This is a genomic window from Geobacillus kaustophilus, assembly GCF_000948285.1.
GTDB classification, from domain to species: domain Bacteria; phylum Bacillota; class Bacilli; order Bacillales; family Anoxybacillaceae; genus Geobacillus; species Geobacillus thermoleovorans_A.
This window is the reverse complement of sequence record NZ_JYBP01000003.1, coordinates 1,451,626-1,466,438: the sequence shown is the minus strand read 5'-3', so window position 1 is coordinate 1,466,438 and position 14,813 is coordinate 1,451,626. Positions and strand designations below refer to the sequence as shown.

General features: G+C 47.6%; 7 protein-coding genes and 5 pseudogenes. 8 read left to right on the top strand and 4 right to left on the bottom strand.

Annotation, left to right across the window (positions count from 1 at the left end):
- The first annotated feature begins 328 nt into the window (after window positions 1-328).
- Window positions 329-1,509, top strand: a pseudogene (locus tag LG52_RS07725) (IS701 family transposase).
- A gap of 1,006 nt (window positions 1,510-2,515) precedes the next feature.
- On the opposite strand, the pseudogene LG52_RS07715 reads toward LG52_RS07725, so the two are convergent.
- Window positions 2,516-3,058: pseudogene (locus tag LG52_RS07715) on the bottom strand (ISL3 family transposase); the annotation flags it as partial.
- 170 nt (window positions 3,059-3,228) lie between these two features.
- Between LG52_RS07715 and LG52_RS07710 the strand changes: the two are divergent.
- Window positions 3,229-4,896 carry an IS1634 family transposase gene (locus LG52_RS07710; RefSeq protein WP_044731486.1) on the top strand — a complete coding sequence of 556 codons (1,668 nt, stop codon included), beginning with the start codon at window positions 3,229-3,231 and terminating at the stop codon, window positions 4,894-4,896.
- 57 nt (window positions 4,897-4,953) lie between these two features.
- Here the strand turns inward: LG52_RS07710 and LG52_RS18875 are convergent.
- Window positions 4,954-5,361: pseudogene (locus LG52_RS18875) on the bottom strand (transposase family protein); the annotation flags it as partial.
- A gap of 113 nt (window positions 5,362-5,474) precedes the next feature.
- Here LG52_RS18875 and LG52_RS19715 point away from each other — a divergent pair.
- From LG52_RS19715 to LG52_RS07685, 6 genes and pseudogenes are all read left to right on the top strand, one after another.
- Window positions 5,475-5,987, top strand: a pseudogene (locus tag LG52_RS19715) (geobacillin-26 family protein); the annotation flags it as partial.
- A gap of 98 nt (window positions 5,988-6,085) precedes the next feature.
- A complete protein-coding gene (istA, locus tag LG52_RS07705) occupies window positions 6,086-7,285 on the top strand; it encodes an IS21 family transposase (protein ID WP_044731485.1) in 1,200 nt (399 codons plus the stop codon).
- Window positions 7,282-7,835: pseudogene (locus tag LG52_RS07700) on the top strand (ATP-binding protein); the annotation flags it as partial. The gene istA and the pseudogene LG52_RS07700, both read left to right, overlap by 4 nt.
- Before the next feature lie 539 nt (window positions 7,836-8,374).
- Entirely contained in the window at window positions 8,375-9,391 is a 1,017-nt protein-coding gene (locus LG52_RS07695) for a LacI family DNA-binding transcriptional regulator (protein WP_044731484.1), read from the top strand.
- Between the two features lie 17 nt (window positions 9,392-9,408).
- Window positions 9,409-10,974: a gluconokinase gene (locus tag LG52_RS07690; RefSeq protein ID WP_044731483.1), complete on the top strand. Its 1,566-nt coding sequence runs from the start codon at window positions 9,409-9,411 to the stop codon at window positions 10,972-10,974.
- 120 nt (window positions 10,975-11,094) lie between these two features.
- Window positions 11,095-12,444, top strand: a complete 1,350-nt coding sequence (locus LG52_RS07685) for a GntP family permease (protein ID WP_044731482.1) — start codon at window positions 11,095-11,097, stop codon at window positions 12,442-12,444.
- Window positions 12,445-12,994: 550 nt separating this feature from the next.
- Here the strand turns inward: LG52_RS07685 and LG52_RS07680 are convergent.
- Window positions 12,995-13,474 carry a GNAT family N-acetyltransferase gene (locus LG52_RS07680; RefSeq protein ID WP_044731481.1) on the bottom strand — a complete coding sequence of 160 codons (480 nt, stop codon included), beginning with the start codon at window positions 13,472-13,474 and terminating at the stop codon, window positions 12,995-12,997.
- 81 nt (window positions 13,475-13,555) lie between these two features.
- Complete coding sequence (locus LG52_RS07675) at window positions 13,556-14,725, bottom strand: tetracycline resistance MFS efflux pump (protein WP_044731480.1); 1,170 nt, start codon at window positions 14,723-14,725, stop codon at window positions 13,556-13,558.
- Window positions 14,726-14,813 lie beyond the last annotated feature (88 nt).

Sequence of the window (14,813 nt, the reverse complement as noted above, 5' to 3'; positions counted from 1 at the left end):
CAATAGCATTTGGGGTGGAGAATGGACTATTTATTTATATGCTCGTGTGAAGAATCAAACATTGTATACCGGTACCAATTAGCGAAAAGGAGAATGGGACATGCTGACTACCATTACGTCTATTTTAGGTTACCTTTTTATAGGTGTCGTTATTTTAGCTGTTTTTATGGTTTTTAAATTCGTGAGAAAACGGTAAAAAAATTAAATAACTGTAGATGAGCAAAATCACTAACATAAATTTACATCAAAACAAAAAAGGAGACATGAACCCGATTCCTTGGTTAGAATAGATGTGTCATCAAACCATTCACAAGGAGGTTCATGTCTCATGAATAGATTAGCACATCACCAAGGAATTCACAAGTTTTTCACGATGTTAGGGTTGTCACTTTATTTCTCGAAACCAGTCATGAAGCATCTCGTTCATATCGTGGATGCAATGATGACAAAGGGCTTTTCGGGAACATTGACCGATCTCCATCATGGGAGTTTTCACCCGAATCATCGCACGACACTGAGCCATTTTTTCACGAAAAGTCCGTGGGATGAAGAAACATTGCTTCGCAAACTCCAGCAGTGGATCCTTCGTCGCGTCGAACGAAGCGCGAAACGAGAGAATCAACCCATTTTTGTTTCGATCGACGATACGATTTGCCAAAAAACGAAGCCCTCGCCACGGCAACAAACGCCATTCAAGGGTATGATTGGCACTATTCTCATACAGAGAAAAAGTCGATCGGGGGACATTCTCTTGTTTGGCTTATGGTTCATACTGCAACCCAGGCGTTTCCCTTTGCCTTCCGCCTTTATGATAAGACGGCGGGAAAAAGCAAAGGAGAACTCGCGATCGAGATGCTTTCTTCGTTGGATGTACGCCGTCCCGTTTATGTGCTGATGGATTCTTGGTATCCATCGAAAGCGCTCGTGGAAGCTTGTCTGAAAAAAGGATTCCATGTCATCGCGATGCTCAAAACGAACCGCATTCTCTATCCGAACGGCATCGCCGTTCAAGCGAAGCAGTTGAGCCGCTCCATCGAACCAGACGACACTCGCCTCGTCACGGTGGGAGAAGAGCGTTATCGCGTCTATCGCTGCGAAGGAGCGCTCAACGGTCTCGATGATGCGGTGGTGCTGCTGGTTTGGAAAGCCGATCAACCGATGACACCCGAACATCTTCATTGCGTCTTGAGCACTGATCGGGAGTTAAGCGACGAAGACATCTTGCGCTACTACGCCGAGCGTTGGTCGATCGAATGCTTTTTTCGACAAGCGAAAGATCAGCTGAAACTCGATGGATACCGTGTTCGTCAAGTTCGGGCGGTGAAACGCTACTGGATCTTGGTGCAGCTGACTTACGTGTACAGTATGTTCGAGTCGAACAGCGATTTTTCTGATGGGCTCGATCTCCTGCGCAAGAGAAAAGGACATAGCCTCGTGGAGTTCATTTACAGCGCAGCAAAACAAAATATTCCTATTGACGCCGTGAAAACACAGCTCCACGTGGCATAAGGGGTACCCTGTTTGTCTCTTTTTACATGGTAATTATTGTTATAAAAATTGCTCAACTACAGTTATGATTATTTTACGAACTATACAACTTGCCATTTTGCTTTACATCCTGTCGATCACTTGCCATGTTGTATTTATAGTCGACTTGTATAGAGATAACAGAGAGGGGGGGGATAATGCAAAAAGCTATATTGTTTACGATAATAAGCGCATGTTTTTATTTTTGTTTATATTTCGTAACATTGTGGGGTATTAATCACTATGAATCTCTAAAAACGTTTAATATCATTTCAATTTTTCCTATTATCCTTACTGCGGTACTTGCTTTTTTATTGGGAATTATTATAAAGATAAATTTTACAAACGACATATCTGATAGAAAATTGTTAGCTGTCATACTAGTTGTTGGTCTTATCATGTATTTAGCAGTTATATCTGTTGAGTATATGAGATGAAGATTTTTGTAAAAACACTCATGAGAAGATTTCGTTCCCCATCTAAGCATGAAAGTAGTCTCACGTGGATTCATTATTTTTAGATAAATGTGGTCCCATAACAAAATCGTTTTTCATACAAAAGGAGATGAATAATCATGAAAAGATTTCTTCTAATTTTTTTTTGCTGCACTTATTTTCTTTGGAACTAATGTATCGTTATTTGCTAATGCAGAGACTACTGATTCTAGCCTAGAGATGCAAAAAATTGAGAATTTGGATGCTAACAAGGACATCAATATTGAAATCATAAAAGATAATAAACAACAACGTGTAGTACAAGTTGTTGATAAGCAAACAGGGAAGATTTATAAATCTACTTTGGGTCTTCACCATTTTCTGTGATTTCTACTCAATCCTAGAGACATGTTAGCTGGATGAAATAGGTTCATCAGTCAGGATCCTTCTTCCGCATACAGACCACGAAGTTGGTAGAATGGAAACAGTCAAGTGCTTTCCTTGACGGGTTCCATTCTACCAACTATCATACCGATAGCGGAAGAAGGGAGCGCTTAAGCAGCCTGACTGCCTGTAGTGTTCCCTGTACACTCCAGAAATACACGCAAACGAAACCGTTCTAGATTTCGATAGCCATATGCCCGGCGTTTGATGTTTTTGATCTTGTGATTCGTCCCCTCAATTCGGGCATTCGTATATGGGCACAAAAAGTAGGAAAGAATAGGCTCCTTCCACCTTTCAAGCGTGTTGGCTGCTTTCTGAAAAGAAGCAAAAGGGCTCTGTTTGGCTAACTTAATCCATTCTTCCAAGCGTTCCTTTGCTTCATGATATCCATCGGTTCGGTAAAAATCCCGAAACAACTCTTTCAGATAATAAGCAATGGAAAGTGCCGGATACTCCTCCAAGATATCGTCTAATCGAAGCCGTTGGTCCTTACGAAGCTTTTCACAGCCTTTCAAGAGAAGATATCGAGCCTTTTTCAATGGAGAAAATTCCTTTCTTGCTTGATCCAAGGCTTGTGTCACTTTTTGAACCACATGGTACTTATCGATGACAATCGAAGCAGATGGAAACAGGGCGCGAACCGCCTTATGATAAGCCCGAGTTCGACAGTTTTGAGGCCATTTTAGGCAAATGAAAATGGCCAAAATGCTGTTATATCAAAGATTTCGCGATGCGGATCCTAGAAAAAAACACTGAATTTCATAGGCACACGACTTGTTTATTTTAACTTTTAAAACAGCTGAATATCGGTTATAATATAGGCATGTACATACGGCGAGTAACACGCAAAAACAAAGATGGAACGACCGTGGCGTATCTCCAGCTTGCTCACAACGAATGGGATCCGAAGGCCAAATATGCGAAAGCGAAGGTGATTTATTCGTTTGGGCGCGAAGACGAGGTGGATCGCGCTGTCTTGGAGCGTCTGGCCAAAAGCATTTCGCGATTCCTTTCTCCTGAGCAGGCTTGGGAAATCGAGACGTTGACAGGAGAAGTGTCGGATGACTTTCAGTTTCAATCAAGCAAACGCCTTGGTGGCGCTTGGCTTTTGGATCAGCTCTGGAGACAACTGGGATTGGGAGAGATTCTCCACTCCTTGTTTGCCTCCCGACATCATCAGATTCCGTTGGAACGGCTGATTTTTGCCATGGTGGCGAATCGTGCCCTTCATCCGTCAAGCAAGTTGGCGATGGAGGAGTGGGTGGAGAAAGACGTGCATATCCCTCATCTTCCCCAAGTCGCCAGCCACCAGTTGTACCGGGCGATGGATGAGCTGCTGGCTGTGCAGCCGGAATTGGAACGCCAAGTGTTCCATGCCGTGGCCGATTTATTGAACCTGGACGTCGATTTGATTTACTTTGATACGACTTCGTCGTACTTCGAAGTGGATCCATCCGAAACACCAGAAGGAGAATCGCTTCGAAAGCAGGGGTTTTCCAAAGATAAGCGTCCCGATTTGGTCCAAATCGTCATTGGACTGGCCGTTACCCGGGAAGGAGTCCCCATTCGCGCTTGGGTATGGCCTGGCAATACGATGGATATGACGGTCATCAAACAGGTGAAACAAGACTTGATTGGCTGGAAGCTTGGGCGTGTGATCAGCGTGATGGACCGCGGATTTTCGTCTGAAGAGAATTTGCGAATCTTGCAACAGGCCGGGGGACACTACATTGTCGGCGAAAAAATGCGGTCCGGCAAAGCCGCCGTCAAAGAGGCCCTGAACCGTCGCGGGCGCTACCAACAAGTTTGCGAGAACTTGCATATCAAAGAAATCATCGTGGGCGACGGAGAAGCGCGCCAGCGCTATGTTCTCGTGTACAATCCCAGCGAAGCCGAGCGCCAACGCAAGGAGCGAGAAAAGCTGCTCGAATCGCTGAAAGAGGAGTTAGAAGGGCTTCGCCAACTCCCAAACGAAGCTCATCATAAGGCTACTTGCCGATTGCGTTCCCATCCTTCCTATGGAAAATACTTGCGCCAGTTGAAGGACGGAACCCTTCGCATCGACAAGCAGGCGGTTCGTGATGCCGAAAAGTATGACGGAAAATATCTCATCCGGACATCCGATAACACCTTGTCTGCCGAGGATGTCGCGCTCGGGTATAAGCAGCTCGTAGATATCGAGCAGGCCTTTCGAACATTAAAGCCCACATTGGAATTGCGGCCTATGTATCATCGCTTGGAAGACCGCATTCGGGCGCACGTGCTACTCAGTTGGCTCGCTCTCTTGTTAGTTCGGATCGTGGAGATCCGAACCCATGAATCGTGGCCGAAAGTAAGAGACGAATGTGAACGTCTCGTGCTTGGACATTTTTCTTCAAAAAACGGCGACCTTTATCAACGAACAGAACTGACGACCAAACAAGCGCAACTCTTTGCGGCTCTAGGGCTGGAGCCTCCTCCGAAGATCCTAGGCATCCATCCTCGCACCTAGATACACGCCCGAAGTATGCCCAAATGCCTCTCGTCCCTTTTGCATCAAGGGGCGAGAGGCATTTTGTTTGCCTAGTGACTGTCGAACTCGGGTTGTATATGGGATGCGGTGCTTTCGGCTAACCTCTTGAATGGTGGAGCCTTCGCAAAGTTCATACAAGTACTCACAAAATCGATTGGTGTAGTGTTGATTGGGTGGAATCGATTCCAAAGAGGCGGAAAACACTTGAGAACAATTCCAGCACCGATAGCGCTTTACCTTTATGAACAAGTACACCGGTTGATGGAAAATCGCCAAATCCCGTACTTTTCTTGTCCGTCTGTCGTGGACAGAGGAAGTGGCAAACCCACAATGAGGGCAACGTTCCTGTGTCTCTGTTTTCTCTACATGAATCGCATAACCATAGGAAAGAAGTTCTTGTTTAATCACTTTAAATTCTGGCAATCCTAGTGGTATAGAAAGCACTTACGAGACCTCCTTAATGTTTATTTCACCGCTAACATTATTGCCAGGATCTCGTCAGTGCTTTCTCTTTTTTGTCACTAAATCACAAAATTTGGTGATGAACCTCTACTTTTAACAAAAAAGACAATTCCTTTCAAACTGTTGAGATAGATTTGAAAAGCAAAGTAGAAAACAACGTTTTAAATTCAAAAGCTCTCGAGCTTCAAAGCAGCGCTATGCAATTACAATCTGCTCAGATGGTCTCATCGTCTTTCTCATTAATTGATAGTGGCTCTAACTTAAGCGGTAAATTTAAATACTATGCTTACACACAAAAAATATGGGTTGTACAGAGTGAAGGAGAATCGAAGAATCCAATAGAAACTTCGAATAATAGCTCAGACCTTCAAAGCTTTAGAAATTCGGTAAATAATCTTAGAGGTTCTGAAATAAGATTTCAAGCAGCATGGGTTACGGGTGTTTCGTCAACTATGGTTGCGGTAATTACATCACCGACTGGGTGGGGACCTATCGTAGCAACTTTGACAGCGGCAGGTGCTACAGTAGCAGCAATTGCAGAAGCGTATAATTCATATATGCTTGCAAAAGATTGTCGTTTTTATTTCGGCAGAATTACTTTACGATAACTATACTGTTAAAGCCGATGATAAAATCCCCAATATAGCCGGAATAAAATTCCCCACTTATAATAGAACCATAGTGTCAACGAGAGGAGCTATGGTTCATGATGACGAGAGGGGAATTTTTCATGATCAAAGAGATGTATGAAAGGGGAAGGAGTATTTCCGATATTGCGAGGGAATTGGGGATCGATCGGAAAACCGTCCGAAAATATATTCACTCCCCCAATCCCCCTTCCAAATTCAAGCGAAAACCAAGAAAAAGCAAGTTGGATCCATTTAAACCATATCTTCAAAAACGGATGTTAGAGAATGGGGTGTTTAATAGCGAAAAATTGTTTTTCGAAATTCGACAACAGGGCTACACGGGAGGAAAGACGATTTTAAAGGACTATATGCAGCCTTTCCGAGAGACGGCGAAAAAGAAATACACCGTTCGTTATGAAACGCTTCCTGGCGAACAAATGCAAGTCGATTGGAAAGAAGTTGGGGAGGTCGTGATCGAAGGGAGAAAAGTCAAGTTATCGCTATTTGTGGCTGTGTTAGGCTATTCGCGGATGAAATACGCGGTATTTACGACCAGCCAGGACCAGGAGCACTTAATGGAATGCCTGATTCAAAGTTTCAAGTACTTTGGAGGGATTCCAAAGAGAGTGTTATTTGACAATATGAAGACCGTTGCCGACGGCCGGGAACAAGGAGTGGTGAAATGGAATCAGCGATTTTCTGAATTTGCGAGTTACTATGGATTTATTCCAAAAGTATGCCGGCCTTACCGGGCCCAGACAAAGGGGAAAGTCGAACGAGCCATTCAGTATATTATGGATCACTTCTATGTAGGAACATCGTTTGAAAGCATCGAAGAATTGAATTTTCTTTTGCATCGCTGGCTCGATCAAGTGGCGAATCGGAAGCCAAACGCCACTACCGGCATTCCTCCGCAAGAGTGGGCAGAGGAACAGTTGAAACCTCTCCCGCAGAAAGATTACGATACGAGCTATCTTTCCTATCGGAAAGTGCATTGGGATGGCAGTTTCTCCTACAAAGGGGAACAATGGCTCTTATCGGCGGAGTATGCGGGCAAAGAAATTCTGGTAAAGGAGCGATTGAATGGGGATATTCGGTTGTACTATCGAGGGGAGGAGATTTCTTACTTGAACCAACAGAAAAAAGTAATGGCATTCGCCGAAAAAATAAAAAAGAAACAGACGGAAATGGCGGCCACCATTTCGCCTGTTTCGGTGGAAGTGGATACTCGTCCATTGTCCGTTTATGACGCATTCCTGCGAGGGGAAAGCTCATGAAAGAACGAATACACGAGTATTGCCACCGGCTCCATTTGCCTGTCATGGCGGAACGATGGTCCGCCATGGCAGAATACGCAGCTACTCATAATATACCATATTCGGAGTTTTTATTCCGCTTATTAGAGGCAGAAATCGTCGAAAAACAGGCACGATCGATCCAAACGCTCATCAAGCTGTCCAAACTGCCATATCGCAAGACGATCGATACGTTTGATTTTGCCGCACAGCCTTCAGTGGATGAGCGTCGGATTCGAGAGCTGCTTACGTTGTCTTTTATTGACCAAAAAGAGAATATCCGTTTTCTCGGTCCACCGGGGATTGGAAAGACGCACCTGGGGATTTCGATTGGAATGGAGGCGATCGTAAGAGGATATAAAACGTATTTTATTACCGCCCATGATTTGGTCACTCAGTTAAGAAGAGCCGACCAGGAAGGAAAGCTGGAAAAAAGCTTCGTATGTTTGTGAAGCCAACTGTTCTCATTATGGATGAAATGGGGTGCTTAAAACTGGACCCGAACAGCGCTCATTACTTATTTCAGGTCGTCTGTTTATTGCAAAATAAAAATGCAGAGATCTGCAGAGAATTTGGCTTAGGCCAACTTGACATGGAGTGGGGGGCGTGATAGCCTTTTTAGGCATAGCCAGCCCTTGATATTGCTGGCTTCCTGGCTTTTTAATCACGCCCCCAGAGGCTCCATGTCAAGTTGTCATTCTCTGCACTTTTCCTTGCAAAACTCTGTATTTTTTCTTTGCAGAAAACAATGTTTAGTGCAAAATGAAAGTACAGAGTTCTGCAACAAAAAAGTACAGAGCTTCATGGCATAAAAAAGGCTTGCCAGCTCTTAAAAAATCCTCTACTGTTTAAGGTTATATCGGTGATTCTACGAAGCCGTTTGGCGCGATACATCCGGGCGGAATGACATCACTCGATCGGCAAGCTGTCACCGCCGTATACCGTTCATTGATTTTTAGATTTCAAACAAAAACTATTGTAAACCGCTTTCACTTGGTTTATAATAAAGCTAAACCGGTTTATGAAAACGCTTTTGAACTAAATCGATTTAGTGCGAGAGAGGGATCCCTTTTGAAAAAAGTGACGATGGCCGATGTCGCGAAATTGGCCAACGTTTCAAAAAGTACAGTGTCACAATACTTGAATAAGCGCTATGAATATATGAGCGAGGAAACAAGAAAGCGCATCGCTCAAGCGATTGAAGAGCTCGGCTATCAGCCAAACGTGATCGCCCGCAGTTTGAAGCAAAAGACGACAGCGACCATTGGCGTGATCGTGTTCAACATGCTTCATATGTTGACAACGCAAGTGCTGCACGCCATTGAAGAAGAGTGCCAAAAGCGTGGGTTTCAAGTCATCGTCTGCAACTCCGGCGATGATCCGGAGAAGGAGAAAAAATATGTTGACATGTTGCTGGCGAAACAAGTGGACGGGCTGATCGTGTTTCCGACCGGGAAAAACGACGACGTCTATCACCGTCTTGTTGCCGAACAGTTTCCGCTTGTGTTTGTCGACCGGATGGTGCCGGGAGTGGAGGCGGACAGTGTGCTGCTTGATAATGCAGGTGCAGCGGAAATGGCGGTTCACTATTTCACTTCCTATGGCCGCGAGCAGATTGCCATTGTCACCCCGCCGCTTGTCCCATACAACGTGCCGCGGATGGAGCGGTTGGAAGGATTTCGGGCGGCTATGCGCAAAAGAGGGCTGGACGTTGAAGATCGGAACATCATCGCCGCTGATCCGGATGCGTTGCCGGAAGTGTTGAAACAACGATTTGCCGAACCGAAGCGGCCCAATGCCTTGTTTGCGATCAACGACTTGACGTTGATGGGAGTTTTGCGGTTTGTGAAAGACGCAGGGGTTCGTGTGCAGGACGAGGTGGCGATCATCAACATCGACGATGTGCCGTTTGCTGATATTTACACGCCGGCGCTGACCACAATCGCCCAGCCGACGTTTGCGATGGGGAAAAAAGCGGCAGAGCGCGTGTTCGAGCAAATAGATCGGAAGGGGGTGGATCAACCGAAAGTGTTTCGTTTCTCCCCGACATTGATGGAACGGACATCGATCAGACGGGAGAAGAAATGAGGAAGGGAGGAGAAACGATGACCATTCATGAGGACGTCGTCATTGGCATTGATATCGGAACGACGAGTACGAAAGCGGTCGTGTTCGGCGGGCGGGGGCAAGTGCTGGCTTCTCATGCGGTCGATTATCCAATCATTCAGCCGCATCCTGGGTTTGCGGAACAAGACCCCGAGGAGCTGTTCGCTGCGGTCGTTCAAGCTGTCGGGGCATTGTCAGTCCGCCATGGCATCCGCCCGGAGCAGGTAAAAGCGATCGGTTTGAGTGCGGCGATGCACTCGATCATGGCGCTTGATGAATCGGGGCGGCCGCTGACTCGGCTCCTCATCTGGGCCGACAACCGAAGCGTCGCCCAAGCGGAGCGGCTATTAAAAGAGCAGAACGGGCTTGCCATTTATCGACGGACGGGAACGCCGATTCATCCGATGTCGCCGCTAGCGAAACTGCTTTGGCTGAAAGAGGAGCAGCCGGACATATTTTGGCAAGCGCGCCGGTTTGTGTCGGTGAAAGACTACGTGCTGCATCGCCTGTACGGCGATTATGTCGCTGACCATTCGCTGGCATCGGCGACGGGGTTGTTCCGCCTCGATACGCTCGATTGGGACGAGGAGGGGCTCGCCCTTGTCGGCATTCGCCGGGACCAGCTGCCGCGGCTCGTTCCGGCCACTCATATCATGACCGGAATGAAAAAAGAATGGGCGGAAAAAATGGGAGTCGCTCCGGACGTGCCGTTGGTCATTGGGGCAAGCGACGGTGTGCTCGCCAATATCGGCGTCGGGGCGGTGCTGCCGGGAGAAGCGGCCATTACGATCGGGACGAGCGGCGCAGTGCGAACGATTGCCGCAAAACCGACAACGGATGAAAAAGGGCGGACGTTTTGTTACGCGTTGACGCCCGGCTATTGGGTCGTCGGCGGTCCGACAAACAACGGCGGAATTTTGCTTCGCTGGTTGCGCGACGAGTTCGGCGCCCAAGAGCGGGAAGTGGCGAAAAAGCTCGGCATGGATCCGTATGACTTGTTGACGAAATACGCGGAACGCGTCCCGCTGGGGGCGGAAGGGCTTGTGTTTTTGCCGTTTTTATCGGGTGAGCGTGCGCCGCATTGGAACGCGAATGCGCGTGGGACGTTTTTCGGCCTCGGGCTGCATCATAAGCGCGAGCATTTCATCCGCGCTGTCATGGAAGGCGTCTGCTTCAGCATTTTGTCCGTCGCTTTAGCCATTCGCGATGTCACGGGGCCGATGACGGAAATCCGCGTCTCAGGCGGATTTGCCAAATCGCCGTTTTGGCGGCAAATGCTTTCTGATATGTTGGGCAAACCGCTCATCGTGCCGCAGACGCATGAAGCGTCGGCGTTAGGGGCGGCCGCGGTGGCGCTTTACGCGTTAGGCGAGCTACCGTCGCTGGAAACGGTGAAAACGTGGATCGACACGACAGCCCGTCATGAACCGAAGGAAGAACATACGCTCATTTATGCTGAACTGTTTGACTTGTATGCCCGCTTGTATGAGCGGCTGAAAGAAGAGTTTGACATCATCGCTGCGTTTCAGCGGCAGAGTGGGGAAAAGGGGCCGGAAACGAAATAGGTTTAGCCTTATAACAGGGGCGACTAAATCGATTTATTCCGCCTCTTTTTCTCCGAAAGCTTGAAACCGCTTGCTTTGTATACTAAATCGATTTATCTCAAAGCTAAGGAGGAGTGCGTGATGGGAATCGCCATTGTCATTGCGGCTATCATTGTTTTGTTATTGCTCATTACCGCAGCGAAAATGCATCCGTTTGTTGCGCTCATTTTAGTGTCCGTCGGCGTTGGCTTGATGATGGGGATGCCGCTTGTCGCTTCGTCGCCAGAAACACCAGGGATCATCGATTCCATTAAAGCTGGCCTGGGCAATACGCTAGGCTTTTTAGCGATCGTCTTGGCGCTTGGGACGATGCTTGGCAAAATGATGGCTGAATCGGGCGGCGCTGAGCGCATTGCGAAAACGTTAATTGACCGCTTTGGGCAAAAGCGCGTCCATTGGGCCATGATGGTCGTCGCCTTCTTAGTGGGGATTCCAGTCTTTTTCCAAGTCGGATTTGTGCTGCTCATTCCACTCGTCTTTACGATCGCCATGGAAACAGGCATTTCGCTTGTGACGATCGGCATTCCGCTTGTCGCTGGTTTGTCTGTCGTGCACGGTCTCGTTCCGCCGCATCCGGCTGCGATGGCGGCAGTCGGCATCTTTAAGGCGGATGTCGGAAAAACGATTCTGTATTCGATTATCGTCGGTCTGCCGACCGCGATGATTGCCGGGCCGCTCTATGGCAAATGGATCGGTTCGCGCCTGTACAAAAAAGTGCCGTCGGAAATCGCCGAACAGCTTGTGCAGCATAAAGAAGCGCGGGAACTCCCGGGCTTCGGAAATACGCTGTTTACGGTTTTGCTTCCGGTCATTTTGATGTTGATTGCGTCTGTCGCCAACGTGACGCTTCATCAAAAGTCGGAAGCAGCGAAAGTGCTGCGCTTTATCGGCGATCCGATCATCGCATTGCTCATCGCTACGGTTTATTCGTTCTTTAGCCTCGGTTATGCGCGCGGCTTCAACCGCGACAACGTGCTCAAATTCGCCAATGAATGCCTTGGCCCGGTCGCGAACATCCTGCTTGTCATCGGGGCGGGCGGCGCGTTCAACAAAGTGCTTCTCGACTCCGGCATCGGCGAGCAAATCGCGGAAGCAGCGAAACACTCGCACCTGTCGCCGCTCTTATTAGGCTGGGGCATCGCTGCTCTCATCCGTGTAGCGACCGGTTCAGCGACCGTCTCGATGATGACCGCAGCCGGCATCGTCGCGCCGATCGCCGCCACGATGCCAGGAACGAATGTGGAACTGCTCGTCTTGGCGACCGGCGCCGGTTCGTTGATCTTGTCGCACGTCAACGACTCCGGCTTCTGGATGATTAAGGAGTATTTTGGGATGACGGTGAAAGAAACGCTCATGACATGGACGGCGATGGAGACGATTATTTCGGTGGTCGCATTCGTTTTGATCTTGTTATTGAATATAGTTCTTTAGGAGGCTTGGGAAAACAACCTACTTACTTTATTGTAAGGAAATGGATATAATAAGATAAGCAGGTTCATCACCAAAAGATGTACTTGAATTTTAAAGACAAACATGATAACAATGTTGCTCAAAGAGACGTATGGTATTAAAAGGAAAAAAGATGTTTTGATTTTCTCAATCATGATCGTCTTTATTTGTCAAGTACACTTTGTGGTGAATAGCCGATAAGCAACTCACATTTCGCATCCTGAATAAAGATTCAAAATAATCCAGATTTTAGTGAATAAACATTTTTACAATAAAAAATATTTTTGTGCGAATATTCGAGTTGTTTTTTGTATAATGAAAAGATTGCGAAGTATGGGAAATAATGCTGCTGCAAGGTTTTTCGGGAAAAGAGGGTGTCCCAAAAGGATCGGGCCACCCTTCCCGAATAAAGGCATGAAGAAATCGCTAAGAAGCAATGTATTGTGTTTTTTTGATTCAAGCCTTATGAAAGCGGACGACGGAGGGGGAACCCTCACCCTTCCCGCAAGTCTAACATTTTTCATCCGTTTTGTTAGACAAGCGATTTCACAAGCAACAGTTCATCCCGGATCGGAATGCCGTCAGGGCTCATAAGTGGAATGCTTGGTTTGACTTGCCTAGCCTTGTCCACCGCGTTCGGAAAGACGCCAATGATTTGGTAGCCGCGCTTTTGATAGAAACGAAGGGCATGCAAGTTGTCGTTCGTTGTAATGAGCTGAACAGTGGTGCACCCTTGTTGTCTCGCCCATGTCTCCGCCTCATGCAAAAGGGCGCTGCCGACGCCGCGGTTTTCCATTATGCTGTCTAGCGAGATGATCTCGCATTCGTTTCCGCGAATCACAAACGTAATGAGCCCGATGATCCGCTGTCCATTCTCGACAGCCGCAAATCCATCCAGTTCGCTGCAGTTATAGATGCCGGTCGAGACAACCATTTGCGGACTTCCCCAATGGTTGGTGAAAAACTGGTGGACGATGGCGCGGTCCAACTGTTTGGTTGAAACGATGTTCAAAGCATTCCTCCTCCTTTTATCCATAAGACTTGCACTTGCGTGTGTAGCGGGTCACCCCCATTCCCTCTTTCCCCTCTTGAATCAAAGGGATGTGTCTTTTTGCATCATCGCGCGTTGGAACGATTGAAAAACGGAAAAGGAAATGAATGTAAGCGCAATTCCTGCCGCATATGGCAAACTGGGCTTTAATGTAAACAACCAGCCGGCCATCGCCGGACCGCCAATGCGGCCGAGCGAGTCGAACGATGATAAGACGCCTGTTGTGCTTCCTTGTCCATCGGTCGTATGTTTTGTTAACAAGGCGGATACGCACGGGCGAATGACGCCGTTGCCGATGCCGAAAATTGTTAAATAGAGCGCGGCTGTCCAAAAGTCATGGATGAATAAAATAAGGGTAAAGCCGAGCGCTGATAAAAACAGTCCGCCGCGAATGACGGTTCCTTCACCGAATAATTGAATCAGTTTTCCAAGCATTCCTCCTTGGACGATGGCCCCTGCAAGCCCCATAATCATAAAAATGCAGCCAAGTTCCGTCGATGAAAGCCCTGCCCGTTCAGCGGCAAAATAAGCAAACGTCGCTTCAAGTCCGGCAAGGGAAAACGTCACCATGAACTGCAACACGTATAGACGGGCTAGAGGACTTTGGAGGGCGGCCGCAAGCGATGGCCGCTTTGTTTTTACGTTCGATCGTTTTTCTTTTGGAAGCGACTCATGCAAGAAAACGAAAACGAATATAGCGGTCAAGAGTGCCAAGCTGCCTGCCACCCAAAACGGAGCAGTTAAGCTCGCTTTCGAAAACACGCCGCCGATCCCCGGTCCGAAAATAAATCCAAGCCCGACGGCCGCCCCGATCATGCCCATCCCCTTGCCGCGGTTTTCTCCGGTCGTCACGTCTGCGACGTACGCCATGGCGGTCGGCATCGTGGCGGCAGATAGACATCCGCCGATGATGCGGGCGGCAAACAACATCCAAAGTTTTGTCGCGGCGGCGAGCAAGAAAAACGAAAGGGCCAAACCGAAAATGCCGACAAGCAGCATCGGTTTTCGTCCATATCGGTCCGATAGTTTCCCCCACATCGGCGCAAATAAAAATTGCATGAAAGAATATACGGCCATCAACCAGCCGAGCTGTGTTGGGGTAGCGCCGATTTTTTCAGCGTAAAACGGAAGGACGGGGATAATAATGCCGAACCCAACCATGACGAAAAACATCACAAGAAATAAAAGCGGCAAATAACGCCGATCGCTCATGATCACCATCTCCGCTATGTAGTTTGCATCTTTATCGTAATGGAAACAAGCTCATTTTTCAAAGATGTAAACGCATTGACAATGGAAA

Bases quoted from the DNA above. Each gene is read 5' to 3' on its own strand.
- LG52_RS07690 (WP_044731483.1), top strand. From the start codon at position 9,409: ATGACCATTCATGAGGACGTCGTCATTGGCATTGATATCGGAACGACG.
- LG52_RS07710 (WP_044731486.1), top strand. From the start codon at position 3,229: ATGTACATACGGCGAGTAACACGCAAAAACAAAGATGGAACGACCGTG.
- LG52_RS07685 (WP_044731482.1), top strand. From the start codon at position 11,095: ATGGGAATCGCCATTGTCATTGCGGCTATCATTGTTTTGTTATTGCTC.
- istA (WP_044731485.1), top strand. From the start codon at position 6,086: ATGATGACGAGAGGGGAATTTTTCATGATCAAAGAGATGTATGAAAGG.
- LG52_RS07675 (WP_044731480.1), bottom strand. From the start codon at position 14,725: ATGAGCGATCGGCGTTATTTGCCGCTTTTATTTCTTGTGATGTTTTTC.